We start from the raw sequence: 20,395 nt of genomic DNA, 5'->3' as shown, positions 1-20,395 counted from the left end.
CTGCCCCTCGCAGGATGACTATATTGCGGTATGGCCAATCAGCGCGACCCTGACAAACGACCCTCGCCGGATGCGCTGCTGGAGGCGGCGCGTCGGGAGACCGATCGATCGGGGCGGCTGAAGATCTTCATCGGCGCCGCCCCCGGCGTCGGCAAGACCTACGAGATGCTCTCGAGCGCCCACGCCCGCCTCAAGGCGGGCGTCGACGTCGTGGTCGGCGTCGTCGAAACCCACGGTCGGGTCGAGACCGAGACGCTGCTGAAGGGCCTCGAGGTGCTGCCGCGGAAGCGGCTAACCTATCGCGACCAGACGCTCGAGGAGATGGACCTCGACGCATTGATCGCGCGGCGGCCGCAGCTCGCGCTGGTCGACGAGCTCGCCCATACCAATGCACCGGGCAGCCGGCATCCCAAGCGCTACCTCGACGTCGAGGAATTGCTGTCGCACGGCATCGACGTCTACACCGCGATCAACATCCAACACATCGAGAGCCTCAACGACGTCGTCGCGCAGATCACCCATGTGCGGGTGCGCGAGACGGTGCCCGACTCGGTGGTCGATCGCGCCGATGCCATCGAGCTGATCGACCTGACGCCCGACGATCTGATCCAGCGGCTCAAGGAGGGCAAGGTCTATGTACCGAGACAAGCCGAACGGGCGCTGGAGCACTATTTCTCGCCCGGCAATCTCACCGCGCTGCGCGAGCTGGCGCTGCGCCGTACCGCCGAGCGGGTCGACGAGCAGCTGCTCAACCACATGCAGGCCAATGCGATTGCCGGACCCTGGGCCGCCGGCGAGCGCATCCTGGTCTGCCTGAGCGAGGATCCGCGCGCGGCCGGCCTCGTGCGCTACACCAAGCGCCTCGCCGACCGGCTGCATGCGCAATGGACCGCGGTCAGCATCGAGACGCGGCGCAGCCTGCAACTTTCCGACGAGCAGCGCGACCGGCTGGCCGACACCATGCGGCTCGCGGAATCGCTCGGCGGCGAGGCGCTGACGCTTCCCGGCGTCGGCCGCCGCATCGCCGACGACGTCATCAATTTCGCCCAGGCCAACAACGTCACCCAGATCATCATCGGCAAGTCGACGCGCTCGCGCTGGTTCGAGCTGACGCATGGGTCCGTGGTGCACGATCTGGTGCGCCGCGCCGGCAATATCAGCGTCAACGTGATCGCCGGCGACGAGCTGCCGGTCGGCAAGGCGGCGGTGCAGACCGCGCAGCGGCAGGAGCCGTTCAATCCGCGGCCCTATCTGATGGCGCTGCTGCTGGCGGCGCTCGGGCTCGGCGCGGCCAAGCTGATCCAGCCGTTCTTCGGCATCGAGAATGTCGACCTCGTCTTCCTCACCGCCGTGGTCGGCGCCGCCGCGCGCTACGGCCTCGGGCCGTCGCTGCTGGCGAGCGTCGCGGCCTCGCTGTGCTACAATTTCTTCTTCCTGCCGCCGGTCTATACCTTCACCATCACCGACCCGACCAATGTCGCGGCGTTCTTCTTCTTCATGCTGATCGCGCTCCTGGTCTCCAACGTCGCGGCGCGGGTGCGCACCCAGGCCGACACCGCAATCAGCCGGGTCCGCACCACCGAGTCGCTCTACGCCTTCAGCCGCAAGCTTGCCGGCACCGCGACGCTGGACGACGTGCTGTGGGCGACCGCCTACCAGATCGCGCTGATGCTCAAGGTGCGCGTGGTGCTGCTGCTGCCGGAGGACGGAATGCTGACCGTCAAGAGCGGCTATCCGCCGGAGGATCAGCTCGACCAGGCTGATCTCGCCGCCGCCAACTGGGCCTGGGGCAACGACCGTCCGGCCGGTCGCGGCTCCGACACGCTGCCGGGCGGAAAACGGCTGTTCCTGCCGATGCGCACCGGCCGCGGCCCGATCGGCGTGATCGGCATCGACGACGACCGCACCGGCCCGCTCTTGACGCCGGACCAGCGCCGGCTGCTCGATGCGCTGGTCGACCAAGGCGCGCTGGCGATCGAGCGCGTGCTGCTGGTCGAGGACATGGATCGCGTCAAGCGCACGGTGGAATCCGACCGGCTGCGCGGCGCGCTCCTGACCTCGATCTCGCACGATCTCAAGACGCCGCTGGCCTCGGTGCTCGGCTCGGCCTCGGCGCTGCGCGACCTCGGCGCCAACCTGAGCGATGCGCAGAAGCACGATCTGCTCGCCACCGTGATCGACGAGTCCGAGCGGTTGAATCGGTTCATCGCCAATCTGCTCGACATGACCAAGCTGGAATCCGGCGCGATCGTGCCGAACACGGCGCGGCACGATGTCGGCGAGATCGTCGGCAGCGCGCTGCGCCGGGCGGGCAAGATCCTGGTGCATCACCGGGTATCGCTGGAGCTCGCGGCCGACCTGCCGATGCTGGAGCTCGACGCCGTGCTGTTCGAGCAGGTGCTGTTCAACCTGCTCGACAACGCCGCCAAATACGCCCCGTCGGACACCACGATCTCGATCCGCGGGGCGCGCGATCGCGACACCATCGCGCTGCAGATCCTCGACGAAGGCAACGGGATTCCCGCGGCCGAGCTCGAAAGCGTGTTCGACAAATTCTATCGAGCCGAGAAGGGCGATCATGTCCGTCCCGGCACCGGCCTTGGGCTTGCGATCTCGCGCGGCTTCGTCGAGGCGATGCGCGGCACGATCGCGGCGGCCAACCGCGCCGACCGTAGCGGCGCCGTCATCACCATCCGCCTGCCGATCCCCGCCGACACCAACGCGCTGGACACTGCTGCATGAACGCGACGCCGATCAAGGTCCTGGTCATCGACGACGAGCCGCCGATCCGCAAGCTGCTGCGGATGGGGCTGAGTACGCAGGGCTATGACATCCTCGAGGCATCCAACGGCAAGCTGGCGCTGGAGATGCTGGGTGAGGGACCCGCGCTGATCATCCTCGACCTCGGATTGCCCGACATCCAGGGCCATGACCTCCTGCGCATGATCCGCGGCCGCAACGAGAGCGTCCCGATCGTGGTGCTGTCGAGCCGCGGCGACGAGGCCGGCAAGGTGCAGGCGCTCGACCTCGGCGCCGACGACTATCTGACCAAGCCGTTCGGCATGGACGAATTGCTGGCGCGGCTGCGCGCGGCGCTGCGCCACCAGTTGCAGGTGCAGGGCGAGCGGCCGGTGTTTCGCTCCGGCGATCTCTCGGTCGACCTGGTGCGCCGGATCGTCAAGGTCGGCGACAGGGAGATCAAGCTATCGCCGAAGGAATATGACCTGTTGCGCGTGCTGGTGCAGCATGCCGGCAAGGTGCTGACCCACCGCTTCCTCTTGAAGGAATTGTGGGACGAACTGACCGACGCGCAATATCTGCGCGTCTATGTGCGCCAGCTTCGCCAGAAGATCGAGGCCGACCCGGAGCGTCCGCAATTCGTGCTGACCGAGACCGGCATCGGCTATCGGCTGCGCGCGGCGGATTAGCACAAGCGTCAGACGGCTCACAACCCGCGATCTGGAACCATTGCTCGCGGCGAGGATTACTTTCCCTCACCGGGAGAGAAACCATGGCAAGGAAATATTCGCGGAAGGCATCGCGCGATGTCGAGGGCGCGATGAAGAAACGCAAGGCCGGCACGCTGCGCAGCGGTCGCTCCAAGAAGAAGGTGAAGAGCCGCAAGCAGGCGATCGCGATCGGTCTGTCCGAGGCCCGCGCCAAGGGCAGGAAGGTGCCGAAGAAGTCGTCAAAGAAGAAGACGGCGAAGAAGCGCAAGACAGCCAAGAAGCGGAAGAGCTCGAAGAAGAAGTAGGGTTAGGCTGCCTGCTTCGTAACGGCCGGGCTTGACCCGGCCATCCACGTCGTTCTGACCAAGTCGATGGATGCCCGGGCAAGCCCGGGCATGACGAGTGAAATTTGCCTCACCCCGCCTTGCGTCGCCGCGCGCTTGACCGGTGCGTCTTCTTGACGGCGCGGCGATGCGAGGCCGGGCGGCGCGCGGTGGAGCGCGAGCGCCTTGCGCCGCTCTTGCCGCCCTTGAGGCTCTGCTGCAGCGCGTCCATCAGGCTCACGACGTTGCTTGGCTTCTCCTCGCGCTCGGCGGCCTTGATCGGCTTGCCGGCGGCCTTGCGGCGGACCAGGGCCTTCAGCGCGGACTCATACTCGTCCTTGAATTTCGACGGATCGAAATGCGCGGCCTTGCTGTCGAGGATATGGCCGGCGAGCTCGATCATGTCCTTCGTGACCTTCGGGCTCTTGATGTCGTCGAAATAATCGTCGGCGTCGCGCAGCTCGTAGGGGTAGCGCAGGGTGGTGCCGAGCATGCCCTTGTCGAGCGGCTCGATCGCGATCACATGCTCGCGGTTGGTCAGCACGATCCGCGCCAGCGCGACGCGGTCCTGATCCTTCATGGCGTCGCGGATCACCGCGAACGCGTCGACGCCGGCCTTGCCGTCGGGCCTGATGTAGTAGGGGTGGTCGAGATAGCGCTTGTCGATCTCGCCCTCGGGCACGAAGCTGTCGATGTCGATGGTATGGTTGCTCTCGATCTGGACCGCTTCGAGCTCGTCCTTCTCGATCTCGACATATTTGCCCTTGCTGACCTCGTAGCCGCGGCCCTTCTGGTCGCCCTCGACAACGTCGCCGGTCTCGGTATCGACCATCTGCTGCTTCAGCCGGTTGCCGGTCTCCCGGTTGATCATGTGGAAGCGGGTCTTCTCGACCGCGGTCGAGGCCGGGTAGAGCGCCACCGGACATGACACCAGCGAGAGCTTAAGCGTGCCTTTCCAGTAGGCGCGGGGAGCGGCCATGATCGCCTCCAAACAGCTTGAGTTTGGAACTTGAACAGATACCGTGGGTTTTGGTTCCTGATGGCCGCACGGAGGCGGCGGCTGTCGTTTGCGCCGAGGGTTTGCCGAGGTTTGTTGTGTCGCTGAGAAACCTGTCCACCTATCGCAAGAAGCGCGACTTCGAGAAGACCAGCGAGCCGTCAGGCGACGTCAAGGTCGCACCCAGCAAGCAGCGGCGCTTCGTCATCCAGAAGCACGACGCGACGCGGTTGCATTACGATCTGCGGCTCGAATTCGACGGCGTCTTCAAGTCCTGGGCGGTGACGCGCGGGCCTTCGCTCGATCCGCATGACAAGCGGCTGGCGGTGGAGGTCGAGGATCATCCGCTCGACTATGGCGATTTCGAAGGCACCATTCCCGAAGGCCAGTATGGCGGCGGCACGGTGCAACTGTGGGATCGCGGCACCTGGGAATCGGACGATCCCGAGCGCGGCTTCAAGAAGGGCGACCTGAAGTTCACGCTTGAGGGCGACAAGCTGCACGGCAGCTGGGTACTGGTCCGGATGAAGGGCGACCGCTTTGGCGGCAAGCGCACCAACTGGCTCCTGATCAAGCACCGCGACGAATATGCCGTTGACGGCAACGGCGAGGAGGTCCTCGATGAGGACCGTTCGGTCGCTTCCGGACGCTCGATGGCGCAGATCGCGGCCGGCAAGGGCCGGGCGCCCAAGCCGTTCATGCTGGCCAAGGGCAACGGCAAGGCCAAGGCGGACGCGGTCTGGCAGTCCAACCACGGCATGGCTGCGGACGCGCGCGCCAGGACCAAGGCGCCGGCGCCCAAGGAGCGGCTGAAAGTGGCGCGGCAGGCGAAACCGAAGCAGGTATCGGAGATGCCCGATTTCGTCGCGCCGCAGCTCTGCGCCGCGGTGGAGTCTCCACCCAATGGCACGGGCTGGTGCCACGAGATCAAGTTCGACGGTTACCGCGTGCAGCTCCGCGTCGAAGACGGCGAGGCCGTGCTGAAGACGCGCAAGGGGCTCGACTGGACCGCCAAGTTCGGCGCGATCGTGAAGGAGGCTTCGAAGCTGCCGGACGCGCTGATCGATGGCGAGATCGTCGCGCTCGACAAGAACGGCACGCCGCATTTTTCGACGCTGCAGGCTGCGCTCTCCGACGGCAAGACGGATCGGCTGATCTTCTACGCCTTCGACCTGCTGTTCGCCGGCACCGAGGACCTGCGCCCGCTGCCGCTCGCCGAGCGCAAGACGCGGCTGAAGCAGTTGCTCGCGGCGCGCAAGGGCAAGAACCTCCTGATCCGCTATGTCGAGCATTTCGAGCAGCGCGGCGAGGCGGTGCTGGATTCCGCACGCAAGCTCGGTCTCGAAGGCATCGTCTCCAAGCGGCTCGACGGCGCCTACCGTTCCGGCCGCTCCGACGACTGGACCAAGGCAAAAATCCGCGCCGGCCATGAGGTGGTGCTCGGCGGCTGGAAGACCACCAATGGCAAATTCCGCTCGCTGATGGCGGGCGTCTATCGCGGCGATCATCTGGCTTTTGTCGGCATCGTCGGCACCGGCTTCGGCCAGGACACGGTCCGCCGCATCATGCCGGCGCTGAAGGCGGCGGAGGCGGACAAGAGCCCGTTCGGCGGCAAGGACGCGCCGAAGAAGACCCGCGACGTGCACTGGCTCAAGCCGGAGCTGGTCGCCGAGATCGAGTTCGCCGGCTGGACCGACGCCGGCAATATCCGCCAGGCCGCCTTCAAGGGCCTGCGCCAGGACAAGCCGGCGCACGAGGTCGAGGCCGAGCGGCCGGTTGTAACCAAAGTGGTGAAGCCGATGGCCAAGGGCGTGGCGAAGAAGGGCGCCGGGAAGGCGTCCAGCGAGGTGATGGGTGTCGTCATCTCGCACCCGGACAAGGCGCTGTGGCCTGATGCGGGCGATGGCGAACCGGTGACCAAGCTCGACCTCGCGAACTATTTCGAGGCGGTTGGCGAATGGATGATTTCCTATCTCAAGGGCCGGCCGTGCTCGATCGTGCGTGCGCCCGACGGCATCAAGGGCGAGACCTTCTTCCAGCGCCATGCGATGGCCGGCACATCAAAATTGCTCAAGCTTGCGAAGGTCTCGGGCGACCGCAAACCCTATTTGCAGATCGACCAGATCGAGGGCCTGGCGGCGGTCGCGCAGCTCGGCGGCCTCGAACTGCATCCCTGGAATTGCGCGCCGGATGCCTATGACACGCCGGGCCGGCTGGTGTTCGATCTCGATCCCGCGCCCGATGTCGCGTTCACCGACGTGATCGACGCCGCCAAGGATATGCGGCAACGGCTGACCGCGGTCGGCCTCGAAAGCTTCTGCAAGACCACGGGCGGCAAAGGTCTGCACGTCGTCACGCCGCTGCTCGCCGGTGCCAGGGACAAGGTGACGTGGAAGGAGGCCAAGGCGTTCGCGCAGGCGGTCTGCCAGTGGATGGCGGAGGACGATCCCGAGCGCTATCTGATCAACATGTCCAAGGCCAAGCGCACGGGAAAGATCTTCCTCGACTATTTGCGCAACGACAGGATGTCGACGGCGGTCGCGGTGTTGTCGCCGCGGGCGCGTCCGGGGGCGACGGTGTCGATGCCGCTGACCTGGTCGCAGCTGCGCGGTGATCTCGATCCGAAGAAATTCACGCTGCGCACCGTGCCGGCCTTGCTCGCGAAGACGAAGGCCTGGGACGGCTACGAGGACGCAGCGTCGTCGATCAAATCGGCGATGAAGAAGCTCGCGGCGCAGTAGAAACTGTTGGGCAAGCGCGCCGCTGGCTTGGTTCGTCATACCCCGCGGAAGCGGGGTATCCAGTACGCGGCGGCTTATCGGTTCAATCGCAAACGTCTCTGGAATACTGGATCACCCGCTTGCGCGGGTGATGACAGTCGTTGATGTGGATCATCGGGCGCAGTGGCGCCACGCGCTACAATCGTCCGAGCAGGAGCAGGATCAGCAGGATCACGATGACCAGGCCGAGCCCGCCGCCGCCGTAATAGCCGGTGCCGTAAAACGGTCCGCCGCCGATGCCGCTGAAGCCGCCAAGCAGCGCAATGACCAGGATGATGAGAATGATCGTTCCAATTGACATCTAGCGTCTCCTCAGCCCCGCGGGCCCGTCTCGTTTCTGCCCTTCGGGAAGGAAAACAACCCGTAACTGTGAAGGTTCCGGAGCTGGCGGTGCGATAAACCTGTGTGGTTCTTCCGTTTGCCTTGGAACAGAACTACATCAACGAAATCCACGGAGGAGTGCATCGCAATGTCGGCGCCGCTGATCGTTTCGATACCCCATAGCCTCGGCCGCGACGAGGCGATGCGCCGCTTGAAAACGGGCCTGTCGCGCGCGACGGCGAACCTGCCGGTCATGAGCGTCGAGGAGGAGCGCTGGGACGACAACCGGATGAGCTTTCGCGTCCGGGCGCTGGGGCAGGTCGCGGCCGGGCATGTCGATGTCGAGGATGCCCATGTGCGGGTCGAGGTGACGCTGCCGTGGCTGCTGCAACGGTTCGCCGAGGTCGCGCAGGCGGCGATCCGCAAGCGCGGGCAATTGCTGCTGACCAAGCGCTGACGCAGGACGTCAGGCGTGCGAGCGCGCCTGCTTGGCGGTGCGTTTCGTCCCCGCGACCCTTGTCTTGAGCACGGCAACCGGCAGATTGCCGAACAGTTCCGGGAGCTGAATCCTGGTTGCGCCATCCCTGAGCGCATATCCAGCTGCGTCGATTTCACCCTCAAAAGCTCCGGGGCGCGGCCAGCTGCGGCCGCCCCGCGTGAACGGGGCGAATGATCTTGCCACCGCAACGATGGCCGCCTCGCGGCCATGGCGTCGCGCGAAGGCAATGACGTGATCGCGGTGCGGGCCGCTGACGGCGAGCGGCACGTAGTCGCCGCTGGTGAACACATCGGCCATCTCGCTGCGCAGCCGTAGCAGATGCCGCGTCCATGCGAATTTGAGACGGCCGTCGCGCCAGTTTTGCGCCAGCGCATCCCAATCCGGCATCTCCAATGCGGCGAGCATTCCTGCCCGTTCGGTAAAGTCGACCGGGCGGCGGTTGTCCGGATCGACCAGCGAAAGATCCCAGCTTTCGGTGCCCTGGTAGAAATCCGGCACGCCCGGCATGGTTGCCTTCAGCGTGATCTGGCTGAGCGAATTCAGCGCGCCGATCAACGCGGTCCGTTGCGCCAGCGTCCTCAGCGCATCGAGGAATTCCGGCGAGGTCTTGCGATCGAGGATCCGCTCGATGAAGGCTTTCACGCCGGCCTCGTAAGGCTCGTGCGGATTGAGCCAGCTGGTTTCCTGCTTGCCCTCGCGCGCCGCCTTCAGCGCGTACGCCTGGATGCGGGCGGCGAGCGACGCGTCATCGGGATCCCAGGCGCCGAGCAGGGCCTGATACAGCATGTATTCGAACGTCGCCGACGGCGCGCGCATCTCGCCGTCGAGCACCAGATGCGGCGCATTCAGCACTTTCCAGCGCGCCACCGCGCTGGTCCATTCGCCAGGGATTTCCGCAAGCGCCATGATGCGGGCGCGGGCGTCCTCGCCGCGCTTGGTGTCGTGGGTCGCGGTCGCCGTCATGCCGTGCGGCCATTCGCGGGCGCGGGCCTGCATCATGGAGTGGAAGGTCTCGGGTGCGATCGCGCTCGCCGCCGGATCGCCGCCGACTTCGTTGAGCGCCAGCAGCCGGTGATAGCGATAGAAGGCGGTATCCTCCAGCGACTTCGCCATCATCGGCCCGGTGAATTGCTGCACCTTCAGCGCGAAGCGGCGGACCCGCGGCGCGCCATGCGGCGGCCGGCCGGGCTGCAATAGGTCCATGGTCAAGGCATCGCGCAGGAAATCGAAGATGCCTTCGTCGGCGGCGAACCAGTCGGCGCGGGCGCGCTTGATGGTCTCGCTGATCAGCGTGCGGTCATGCGCGGCTGGTCCCGAGGCGGTGAGATAGGTTCGATAGACCGGAAAGTGCAGCACATAGAGCTCGAGCGCCTGCCGCAGACTGTCGCCGGAGAAGTCGCGGGTCGAGTAGTGACCGCTGGCAATGCGCGCGAGCAGCCGCGCCAGCACGGTGAATTCGCTGGTGAGCAGCGTCTCCAGTACGCGCTGCTTGGCCTCGCGCAACACCGGCGTCAGGTTCGGCGACTGGTTGCTGATCTGACGCCAGATCTCGTTGAGTGGATCGAGGCCGCGACCGTCGACCAGTGCCTGGCTGATCGTGTTCATCCATTCATAGCCGGTGGTGCCGTGAACGCCGCTGAATTTCGGCAGCTTCTCGTCCTCGCCGAGGATCTTCTCGATCACCATGTAGAACGGCCTGGTCTTCGCGCCCTGCGCGGAGCGGACCAGACGGCGCAGCCGCTGGAAGTACTGCGCAGGATCGCGCAGGCCGTCGATGTGGTCGAGCCGCAGGCCCTGCAGCCGGTCTTCGGCGATCAGCCGCTTCACGAGGCTATGGCTCGCCTCGAAGGTAGCGGCGTCCTCGACCCTGAGGCCGGCCAGCGTGTTGACGTCGAAGAAGCGGCGATAGTTGATGTCGCTGGACGCCAGCCGCCAGTGGCCGAGCTTGTAGTGCTGGCGTTCCAGCAAATGATGCAGTGCCAGCGTCTGGGTCGGGCGGTCCTCACCGGCGCGATAGGCATCGAGGCCGCGTGCGATGATGTCGGCGCCGCCCTCGATCGCCTTGATCGCCGCCTTCAGCGCCGGCGCTTCGGCGCGGTTGGGGTGACGCAGCCCCCGGTATTGCGCGGCGAGCTCGAGCATCGCGCGTCCGGTCGGGCTGTCTTCGGCCGCGGCCTCGCGGACGATGGTGCGCAGCACCTCGCCATAGCGCTCCGGCGCGATCGGCAGGCGGTGCTCGAAATACCAGGCCGAGAAGCTGCCCTCGTTCGCGTCATAGCGCAGCTCGATGTCGCCGCGCTCCAGCGCCAGTCCATAGGACGAGCCGAGGATCGGCAGCAGCACGCCGCCGCGCGCGCGATAGGGCAGCTGGTCCCAATCGATGTCGAAGGAGATCGCGTGCGGCGACGCCGGTCCCCATTCCAGCACATCGAGCCACCACGGATTGTCGGCGAAGTGAACGCCGACATGGTTCGGCACGAAATCCAGGATCAGGCCGAGATCATGGCGCTTCAATGCGTCGCTCAGCCGCGCAAAGCCCTCCTCGCCGCCGAGCTCCGGATTGAATTTGGTGTGATCGACGACGTCATAGCCGTGGGTCGAGCCCTTGCGCGCCTTCATGAAGGGCGACGCATAGACATGGCTGATGCCGAGCGCCTTCAGATACGGCGCCACGCCGGCGGCGGCATCGAAGTCGAAATCGGCGGTGAGTTGCAGACGGTAGGTCGCGATCGGGATCGCCGGAGGCATTGTGCTATCCGATGTGCCAGCGCACCGCCCAGCCGGGGAGGTCGTTCGACAACGCGCCGCCCCAGATCGCAGTTCCCTTCGGCTCCGGTCCATCGGGGATGTCGCGATCGGACAAATTGGCTGTCAGCCGCAGCGTGCCGCCGTCGCCCATCTGCCAATGCGCCGTCAACAGGTCGCCCGCCACGATGGCGTCGCCGAAGCGGCACCCTCTGAGCCGGGGCATGATCTCCTGCCGGCGCACGGCGAGCAGGTCGCGCACCAGCGCAAGCCGTGCGCGCGCCGGATCATGGCCGAGCGCCGCCCAGTCGAGCACGGCCGATCGCACCGTTTCGTCGGCGAGCGGGTCGGGAATGTCGTCGCCGTATTTGGCATAGGCCCAAGCGAACTCCTTGCGCCGTCCGGCGCGGACGGCATTGGCTAGATCGCCCTTGAAATCGCAGAAGAACGGGAAGGGCGTTGTCGCGCCCCATTCCTCGCCCATGAACAGCATCGGCGTGGTCGGCGCGATCAGCGTCACCGCCAGCGCCGCCGCGACCGCCTCCGGCAGGGCACTGCTGACGAGACGATCGCCGAGCGGCCGGTTGCCGATCTGGTCGTGGTTCTGCAGGAAGTTGATGAAGCAGGTCGGCGACAGCATGCCGCTCGGCTCGCCGCGGGCCTTGCCGCCCCAGAACTCCGAGACTTCACCTTGGTAGATGTAGCCGGACGACAGCGCGCGTGCGAGGTCCTGCTTCGGCGCGCGGTAATCGCCATAATAGCCCTGGGTCTCGCCGGTCAGCAGCACGTGCCAGGCGTGATGATAGTCGTCGTTCCACTGGCCGCGGAATTTGCCATGCGGCGGATCCTCGGCGGCATCGAGCAGGCTTGCAATGTTGTCGCCGTTTTCGAGCACGAGGTTGATATAGCGGCCGGTCTCGGTGGCGAGCTTGCCGGCGGCCTTGCTGAAGTCATGGAGCACGGAGACTTCGCCGGCTTCGACGATGGTGTTGACCGCATCGAACCGCAGCCCGTCGAAGCGATAGTCACGCAGCCAGCTCACCACGCTGCCGATCGCAAACGCGCGCACCTCGGGCACGCGATAGTCGATCGCGCTGCCCCACGGGGTGTGCGCGTTACTGAAAAAGGACGGCGCATAGCGGCCGAGATAATTTCCCTCGGGCCCGAAATGGTTATAGACCACGTCGAGCATCACCATCAGCCCGCGCAGATGCGCTTCGTCGATCAGGGTCTTGAGGTCCTCGGGACGGCCGTAGGCGCTGTCGGGTGCGTACCACAGCACGCCGTCATAACCCCAGTTGCGCCCTCCGGGGAAATCCGCCAGCGGCATCAGTTCGAGCGCGGTGATGCCGGTCGCGACGAGATGATCGAGCTTGTCGATCATGGCGCGATAGGTGCCCTCTCGTGTGAAGGTGCCGACATGGGCCTCGAGGACGACGGCCTCATGCCAGGGACGGCCGCGCCAGTCCGTCGCGCGCCACTTGAAGGCGGCGTGGTCGATCACCTCGCTCGGGCCGAACACGTCGTCCGGCTGAAATGCGGAGGCGGGATCCGGCGCATCGACTTCGTCATCGATGCGGAATTTGTAACGCGTGCCGGCGCGCGCGCCCGGGATCTCGGCGACGTACCAGCCGGCCGCATCGCGCGTGAGCCGATGTGGTTTGTCGAGCAGGAGGTCGACGCGCTTGGCAGCCGGCGCCCAGAGCCGGAAGCGCGTGCCATCAGATGTCAGCTCAGCGCCGAAATGTTGTCTATTCATGTGGAGCCTGCAAATGCCAGCACCGAGCGCGGCGGTGCCTTGGTATCGGCGCCGGATGCGAACTGCTCAGCCGTTTGCTCGGCCTTGGTCGTGTTCAGGACCTGCCGCCAGCTCTTGTATTCCGCCATCCTCGGCATCCTGAACACGATCTCCTGCGGTGCGGCATTGAGCACGATAAAGATCGGCGCCTGTCCTGGTTCCATCGGCCCCAGCACATAGGCGAGGAATCGGCTCTCGGGGAATTTCCAGTCGGATTCCTTCATCTCCTCCGCTGCCGGCGTCAGCCAGAGCACGCCGTAGCTGCCGTCTGTGCGGCGGCCGTCGAGCCAGCGCTGGCAGCGGATCTGGCCGAAGCGCTGGCGCAGCGCAGTCAGGTGGCCGATGAAATCGATGGCGTCGTCGTCCGTGCCGAGGTTCTCCCACCCGATCCAGCCGGTCTCGTTGTCCTGGCAATAGGCGTTGTTGTTGCCACCTTGCGTGTTGGCGACCTCGTCGCCGGCGAGGATCAGCGGCGTCCCTTGCGCCAGCAGCAGGCAGGCCAGCGCATTCTTCCTGAGCTGGCGGCGCAGCGCGATGATGGCGGGATCGTCGGTCGGGCCCTCATGGCCGCAATTGTTGCTGTGGTTGTCGTTGGAGCCGTCGCGATTGTCCTCGCCGTTGGCCTCGTTGTGCTTCTCGTTGTAGCTGAAGAGATCGGCGAGCGTGAAACCGTCATGCACCGTGATGTGGTTGACGCTGGCGCGGGTCGCGCGGTTGTCGTGGTGAAACAAATCCGACGACGCGGTCATGCGGCCCGAGATGTCGCCGATCAGGCTGCCTTCGCCGCTCCAGTAGCGCCGCATCGCGCTGCGATAGCGATCATTCCATTCCGACCATTGCGATGGAAACGCACCGACCTGGTAGCCGCCGAGACCGAGGTCCCAGGGCTCGGCGACCATCTTGGCGGTTGCCAGCACCGGGTCCTGGCGGATCGCGGTGAGGAAGGGGTGGTTGCGATCGAACCCGTTCGGCCCGCGCGCCAGCGTGGTAGCCAGATCGAAGCGGAAGCCGTCGACATGGCAGACCTCGACCCAGTAGCGCAGCGAATCCATCACCATCTGCAGCACGCGCGGATGGGTGAGGTTGACCGAGCTGCCGCAGCCGGTGAAGTCGTCGTAGAAGCGCGGGTTCTCGCGGTTCAGCCAGTAATAGGAGGCATTGTCGATGCCGCGGAAGCACAGCGTCGGGCCCATATGGTTACCCTCGGCGGTGTGGTTGTAGACGACGTCGAGCAGCACCTCGATGCCGGCATCGTGCAGCCGCGCCACCGTGGTGCGGAAGGAATCGAGTGCATTGTCTTGGGCGTAGCGTGCCTCCGGCGCGAAGAAGGCGATGGTGTTGTAGCCCCAGTAGTTCGCCAGTTTCTTCTCGACCAGGATACGGTCGTCGATCAGGCCGTGGATCGGCAACAGCTCGATCGTGGTGACGCCGAGCCGCTTGAGGTGGGCGATCATCGCCGGCGACGACAATCCGCCATAAGTGCCGCGCAGGTTCGGCGGCACGTCCTCGCGCTTCTGCGTCAGGCCCTTGACGTGAGCCTCATAGATGATGGTGTCTTCCCAGGGAATGTGCGGCCGGATCTCGCGGCGGCCCCAGTTGAAGGTCTCGTCGACCACGACCGCCTTCGGCATGCCGCGGGCATTGTCGCGCCGGTCGAACGAGAGGTCCTCGCGCGCGCTGCCGGTGCGGTAGGCGAAATGCGCATCGCTCCATACCAGCCGGCCGGCGAGCCGCTTGGCGTAGGGATCGAGCAGCAGCTTGTTGGCGTTGAAGCGATGGCCGCGCTCCGGCGCGTAGGGCCCGTAGACGCGATAGCCGTAGAGCTGGCCCGGCGAGACGTCGTTGAGATAGCAGTGCCAGACGTCCTCGGTGCGCTCCGGCATCTCGATCCGCTCGAGCTCGCGGCGGCCCTGGCCGTCGAACAGGCACAACTCCACCTTCTCCGCATTCGCCGAGAACAGCGCAAAATTGGTGCCTCTGCCGTCCCAGCTTGCACCGAGCCGTGCGGACGTACCCCCGGTCAGTCGCATCAATCAGCTTTCCGGTACGAGGAAGATCGCAGCCAGCGGCGGAATGGTCAGGCTCAGTTCGGGCGTGGCGTCCTCCGATGCGCGCACCTCGCCGACATTGCCGACATTGGTGCCGCCGTAATGTGCGGAATCCGAGTTGAACACCTCGTGCCACTTGCCCGCGAAGGGCACCCGGACGCGATAGTTGCGGTAGACGTTGGGTGAGAAGTTCGCGATCACGAGGCAGCGTGCGCGCGCATCATTGCCCTTGCGGATCCAGGCGAACACATTGTTGTTGGCATCGTCGGTGATGACCCACTCGAAGCCGGCCTGGTCGCAGTCGAGCTCGTGCAGCGCTGGCAGCGCGCGATAGAGCCGGTTGAGGTCGCGGACCAGGTTCTGGATGCCGCTGTGCTTCGGTTGTTGCAGCAGATGCCAATCGATCGAATAGTCGTGATTCCACTCGCGTTCCTGGCCGAACTCGCAGCCCATGAACATCAGCTTCTTGCCGGGGTGGCCGAACATGAAGCTGTAATAGGCGCGCAGATTGGCAAAGCGCTGCCAGTCGTCGCCGGGCATGCGGCCGAGGATCGAGCGCTTGCCGTGCACGACCTCGTCGTGGGACAGCGGCAGGATGAAGTTCTCCGAGAAGGCGTAGTGCAGGCCGAACAGGATGTCGCCGTGATGGTATTTGCGGTGGATCGGGTCCTTGCCGATATATTTCAGCGTGTCGTGCATCCAGCCCATGTTCCACTTGTAGCCGAAGCCGAGCCCGCCATATTCGACCGGGCGCGACACCTGCGGCCATGCTGTGGATTCCTCCGCCGCCGTCGTCGCCTGCGGAAAATGCGCGAACAATTCGGTGTTGAAGCGGCGCAGGAAGTCGATCGCCTCGATGTTTTCCCGGCCGCCATATTTGTTCGGGATCCAGCCGCCGGCGGGACGGCTGTAGTCGAGATAGAGCATCGAGGCGACGGCATCGACGCGCAGCCCGTCGATGCCATAGCGATCAAGCCAGAACAGCGCATTCGACACCAGGAAGTTGGTGATCTCGGTGCGCCCGTAATTGTAGATCAGCGTACCCCAATCGAGGTGACGGCCCTGCAGCGGATTGGCGTGCTCGTAGAGCGCGGTGCCGTCGAAATTGCCGAGCCCGTGCGGATCGTCGGGGAAATGCCCGGGCACCCAGTCGAGCAGCACGGCGAGCCCTGCGCCGTGGCAGGCATCGATCAGCGCGGCGAAATCGTCCGGCGAGCCGAAGCGGCTGGTTGGCGCAAACATGCCCGTCGGCTGGTAGCCCCAGGAGCCGTCGAACGGATGCTCTGATATCGGCAGGAATTCGACATGGGTAAAGCCCATGTCGCTGGCATAGGCCGGCAGCTGCTCCGCCATCTCGCGATAGGTCAGCCACTCGTTGCGGCCCTTGCGCCGCCACGATCCGAGATGGACCTCGTAGATCGACATCGGCGAGCTCAGCGCGTTGACGCGATCCGGCGCCGGGCGCGGATGCGGGATCTTGCGCTCGTCGATCACGATCGAGGCAGTCTTCGGGCGCACCTCGGCGGCGAACGCCAGGGGATCGGACTTCAGCGGCAGATGCTGGCCGTTGCGCCCGATGATCTCGAACTTGTAGTGATCGCCGACCCGCGCGCGCGGGATGAACAGCTCCCAGTATCCTGCACCGCGCACCCGCATCGGGTGGCGGCGGCCATCCCAGAAGTTGAAGTCGCCGACCACGCTGACCCGGCGCGCATTCGGCGCCAGCACCACGAAGCCGATGCCGTCGACGCCGTCGAGCGTCATCGGATGGGCGCCGAGCGTGTCGTAGACGCGCTGATGGGTGCCTTCGCCGAGCAGATAGAGATCGAAATCGCTCAGGATCGGCGGAAAGCGGTAGGCATCCTCCAGCTCGACTACGCTGTCACCGAAGCGGGCGCGGAGCTGGTAGCGCGTCGAGCCGTTCGGCAGGGGGCCTGCGAACAGGCCGGCGTCATGGATCCGCGCCAGCTGTGCGGTCTCGCCATGCTCGCCGATCGCCTCGACATTGCTGGCATCGGGCAGGAAGGCGCGCACGACGTTGCGATCCCCCTCGGGGTGAAGCCCGAGATAGTGGAAGGGGTCGGAGTGGCGGCCCTCGATGATGGCATAGGCCTCGGCGGGCAGTTTGCTCATGCAACCTCATGCGGCTGTTGCGCCAGGATCCTCAGCAGGCCGGTGAGCGGCACCCGCAGCCAATCCGGCCGGTTGGCCAGCTCATACTCGATCTCGTAGAAGGCTTTCTCAAGCAGGAAAAAATTGAGCAGGCGATCGGCCGTCTTGGCGTCGGCGGGCCACAGCCGCTGGCCGGCCACCGTCTCGCGATAGGCCGCCAGCAGGGTATCCGCAGCCTGGTCGCGCCATTCGGCCAAGGCGAGGCTCAACCGGCCGCTCTCATCGGGGGAGACCTTGAGCGTGCGTTCCAGCGCGGCGGTCGCCGCATAGTCGATCGAACGGATCAGGCCGGCGACGTCGCGCGCCGGCGGTGCCTTGCGCCGCCGCTCGGCGATGGTGCGGCCCGGTCCGCCGTCGAAATCGATGATGAAGACGTCGTCCTTGACCACCAGCAACTGACCGAGATGCAGGTCGCCGTGATGGCGGATGTTGAAGCCGTCGGTTTCTCGCGGCAGCAGTGCCTTGAGCCGCTCCGGCAGCGTGTCGTGCTGGGCCTGCAACTGATCGGCCAGCAGCCGGTCGGCCTCCTTCAGGGAGCCGCGCCGCTGCTTCAGCGTATCGAACACGCGCTCGGCCCGCGCCATGATCTCGTCGGCCCAGCGCTGCAGGTCGTCGGGCTTGGTCGGCTCGGGCGCGAAGTCCGGCAGGTCGCGGTTGCTGGCGAGCGCCAGATGCAGCTCGGCGAGCCGCTTTCCGCTATGCGACATGTGGCGCAGATAGGTGGCCTGGTCGCCGTTCTCCACGGGGTGCTCGCTCACTGTCAGCAGGCGCTGCCGTTCGACCAGGCGGTCGAGGTGTGCGCCTGCGATGGTCCAGAGGTCGCCTTGGTTGACGACCATCGCATGCAGGACGGCGATGGCGCTGCGCTTGTCGCCCTCGATCAGCTCGGCGGTGCCGAGCAAGGCGGGGGTGTTCGGAAAGTTGACCACCTCGGTGAGGAAGCGGCCCATCTCGATCTCCGGATTGATGCCGACCTCGAGCTTGCGGTAGATCTTGGTGACATATTCGTTGTCGACCAGCGCGGTCGAATGCGGCTGGTCGTTCTCGAAGACCCGGATGCGCTCGGGCTGCCGCACCGGCCGGTCGGAGAAGCGGCTGGTCGGCCGGAATTCGAGCTTGAGGCCTTGCTCACCTTCGTCGACCGTGAGGTTTTCCCGCAGGTTGCGCAGGAACAGGCCGGTGAAGATCTGGTCGGTGGCGACATCGAGCAAGGTGCCCTCGCGCGCGCCCTGGCGTACGGCGGCGAATGCGCGCGGATTGTAGCGCTCGCGGTCGAAGCGCACCCACTCGATCTGCATCGGCAGCACGTAGCGGCTGGTGGTGCCGCGCTGCGTGGTCTCGAAGAAGGCGAGCCACGGCCGGTTGTCGCCGATGTCGCAGAACGGGATCGCGGCGACCAGCATCGGCTGGATCGCGCTCGCGGATCGTTCCGGATACCAGCGCGTGCGGGCGAGGTGGCCGGGCAGCACGTCGTGCTCGAACACGCCGCGGGTGCGCGCCAGTGACATCCAGGTCGAATTCAGCGGCACCACCAGCGTCTCGAATTCCGGCACCGCGCGCGGCGTCACCGGCTCGGACTTGTCGCGCTCCTGCAGCTGGAACCAGTAGAAGCCGTACGGCGCGAGCGTGATCATGTAGGGCAGCTCGCCGATCGCGGGAAAGCGCGTGCGCCCGAGCATCTCCAGCGGAATGCGGTCCTTGAAGGCGGAGAGGTCGAGCTCGGTAGCCTGCGCCGACCGCGACAGATTGGCGACGCACAGGATCGCCTCGCCCTGGTACTGGCGCACATAGGCCAGCACCGAGCGGTTCTCCGGGCGGATGAAGGTCATGGTGCCGCGCCCGAAGGCGAGCGTCGACTTGCGCACCGCGATCAGCCGCTTGGTCGCCGACAGCAGCGACGACAGGCTGCGCGACTGCGCCTCGACATTGACGGATTCATAGCCGTAGACCGGGTCCATGATCATCGGCGCGTAGAGCCGTGCCGGATCGGCGCGCGAGAAGCCGCCGTTGCGGTCCGGCGACCACTGCATCGGCGTCCGCACGCCATTGCGGTCGCCGAGATAGATGTTGTCGCCCATGCCGATCTCGTCGCCGTAATAGATGATCGGCGTGCCCGGGAACGACAGCAGCAGCGAGTTCATCAGTTCGATCTTGCGCCGGTCGTTGTCCATCAGCGGCGCAAGGCGGCGGCGGATGCCGACATTGATGCGGGCGCGCGGATCGTTGGCGTAGGTCGACCACAGATAGTCGCGCTCGACGTCGGTGACCATTTCCAGCGTCAGCTCGTCGTGATTGCGCAGGAACAGCGCCCACTGCGCAGCGGCGGGAATGTCGGGCGTCTGCCGCAGGATGTCGGTGATCGGAAAGCGGTCTTCCTGGGCGATCGCCATGTAGATGCGCGGCATCAGCGGGAAGTGATAGGCCATGTGGCATTCGTCGCCATGGCCGAAATATTCCTGCACGTCCTCCGGCCATTGATTGGCTTCGGCCAGCAGGATCTTGCCCTTGGCATAGGCGTCGAGCTCCTGGCGCAGCCGCTTGATGATGGCATGCGTCTCCGGCAGGTTCTCGTTGTTGGTGCCGTCGCGCTCGCACAGATAGGGAATGGCGTCGAGCCGAAAGCCGTCGACGCCGGTGTCGAGCCAGCGCTTCATCACCTGCACGATGGCGCGCACCACGCGCGGATTGTCGAAATTCAGGTCCGGCTGGTGCGAGAAGAAGCGGTGCCAGTAGAACTGGCCGGCCTCCGGATCCCAGGTCCAGTTCGACTTCTCCGTATCGGTAAAGATGATCCTTGTATCGAGGTATTTCTGGTCGGTGTCGCTCCAGACGTACCAGCTGCGCGCGCTCGAATTCGGCGGGCTGCGGCGCGCGCGCTTGAACCACGCATGCTGGTCCGAGGTGTGGTTGACGACGAGCTCGGTGATGACGCGCAGGCCGCGCTTCTTGGCCTCCTGGATAAAGCGCTTGAAGTCCTTCATCGTCCCGAAATCGGGATTGATGTCGCCATAGTCGCCGATGTCGTAGCCGTCGTCGCGGCCGGGCGAGGGATAGAACGGCAACAGCCACAGCGCGGTGACGCCGAGCTCCTGCAGATAGCCGAGTTTCTCCGTCAGCCCCGCGAAGTCGCCGATGCCGTCATTGTTGCTGTCGGCAAATGCCTTGACATGCAGCTGGTAAATGATCGCGTCCTTGTACCACAGCTGGTCCGCAGTCTCGGTTGCGACCTTCTCCTGGGTATTGACGGAGGAGAATACGTTCAT

12 protein-coding genes are annotated in these 20,395 nt (G+C 65.6%); 5 read left to right on the top strand and 7 right to left on the bottom strand.

Annotated elements, in window-relative coordinates:
- Positions 1-30 precede the first annotated feature (30 nt).
- The 3 genes from QA639_RS32180 to QA639_RS32170 all read left to right on the top strand — a co-directional run bounded on the left by QA639_RS32180 (position 31) and on the right by QA639_RS32170 (position 3,754).
- Positions 31-2,742, top strand: coding sequence for a sensor histidine kinase (locus tag QA639_RS32180; protein ID WP_028332699.1), 2,712 nt, complete (start codon positions 31-33; stop codon positions 2,740-2,742).
- Positions 2,739-3,428, top strand: a complete 690-nt coding sequence (locus tag QA639_RS32175) for a response regulator (protein WP_028332698.1) — start codon at positions 2,739-2,741, stop codon at positions 3,426-3,428. The genes QA639_RS32180 and QA639_RS32175 overlap by 4 nt, the downstream gene beginning before the upstream one ends.
- 83 nt (positions 3,429-3,511) lie before the next feature.
- Positions 3,512-3,754: a DUF6496 domain-containing protein gene (locus tag QA639_RS32170; RefSeq protein WP_076823917.1), complete on the top strand. Its 243-nt coding sequence runs from the start codon at positions 3,512-3,514 to the stop codon at positions 3,752-3,754.
- A gap of 109 nt (positions 3,755-3,863) precedes the next feature.
- Here the strand turns inward: QA639_RS32170 and ku are convergent, their stop codons facing one another.
- The gene (gene ku / locus QA639_RS32165; protein WP_283088038.1) at positions 3,864-4,751 is read right to left on the bottom strand and encodes a non-homologous end joining protein Ku; all 888 of its coding nucleotides are present in this window, start codon (positions 4,749-4,751) and stop codon (positions 3,864-3,866) included.
- Positions 4,752-4,867: 116 nt separating this feature from the next.
- On the opposite strand from ku, the gene ligD reads away from it, so the two are divergent.
- Positions 4,868-7,510, top strand: a complete 2,643-nt coding sequence (gene ligD, locus QA639_RS32160; protein WP_283088037.1) for a DNA ligase D — start codon at positions 4,868-4,870, stop codon at positions 7,508-7,510.
- A 175-nt stretch (positions 7,511-7,685) separates the two neighbouring features.
- Here the strand turns inward: ligD and QA639_RS32155 are convergent, their stop codons facing one another.
- Positions 7,686-7,850, bottom strand: a complete 165-nt coding sequence (locus tag QA639_RS32155) for a DUF3309 family protein (RefSeq protein ID WP_021080901.1) — start codon at positions 7,848-7,850, stop codon at positions 7,686-7,688.
- Positions 7,851-8,018: 168 nt separating this feature from the next.
- Here QA639_RS32155 and QA639_RS32150 point away from each other — a divergent pair, with 168 nt between their 5' ends.
- The gene (locus QA639_RS32150) at positions 8,019-8,327 is read left to right on the top strand and encodes a polyhydroxyalkanoic acid system family protein (RefSeq protein ID WP_028332694.1); all 309 of its coding nucleotides are present in this window, start codon (positions 8,019-8,021) and stop codon (positions 8,325-8,327) included.
- Between the two features lie 9 nt (positions 8,328-8,336).
- Here the strand turns inward: QA639_RS32150 and treY are convergent, their stop codons facing one another.
- Genes treY through treS form a run of 5 tightly spaced genes read right to left on the bottom strand, consistent with a single transcriptional unit; the run spans position 8,337 to position 20,395 of the window.
- Positions 8,337-11,117: a malto-oligosyltrehalose synthase gene (gene treY / locus QA639_RS32145; protein ID WP_283088036.1), complete on the bottom strand. Its 2,781-nt coding sequence runs from the start codon at positions 11,115-11,117 to the stop codon at positions 8,337-8,339.
- A 4-nt stretch (positions 11,118-11,121) separates the two neighbouring features.
- Positions 11,122-12,873, bottom strand: coding sequence for a malto-oligosyltrehalose trehalohydrolase (treZ, locus tag QA639_RS32140; RefSeq protein ID WP_283088035.1), 1,752 nt, complete (start codon positions 12,871-12,873; stop codon positions 11,122-11,124).
- A complete protein-coding gene (glgX, locus tag QA639_RS32135; protein WP_168856920.1) occupies positions 12,870-14,942 on the bottom strand; it encodes a glycogen debranching protein GlgX in 2,073 nt (690 codons plus the stop codon). Before glgX ends, treZ begins: the two co-directional genes overlap by 4 nt.
- A 3-nt stretch (positions 14,943-14,945) precedes the next feature.
- A complete protein-coding gene (gene glgB / locus QA639_RS32130) occupies positions 14,946-17,093 on the bottom strand; it encodes a 1,4-alpha-glucan branching protein GlgB (RefSeq protein WP_283088034.1) in 2,148 nt (715 codons plus the stop codon).
- The gene (gene treS / locus QA639_RS32125; RefSeq protein ID WP_028332689.1) at positions 17,090-20,395 is read right to left on the bottom strand and encodes a maltose alpha-D-glucosyltransferase; all 3,306 of its coding nucleotides are present in this window, start codon (positions 20,393-20,395) and stop codon (positions 17,090-17,092) included. Before treS ends, glgB begins: the two co-directional genes overlap by 4 nt.

The sequence above is a fragment of the Bradyrhizobium pachyrhizi genome, assembly GCF_029714545.1.
GTDB classification, from domain to species: Bacteria; Pseudomonadota; Alphaproteobacteria; order Rhizobiales; family Xanthobacteraceae; genus Bradyrhizobium; species Bradyrhizobium pachyrhizi.
The sequence above is the reverse complement of the archived record's forward strand: the minus strand, read 5'-3'. Positions and strand labels throughout refer to the sequence as shown.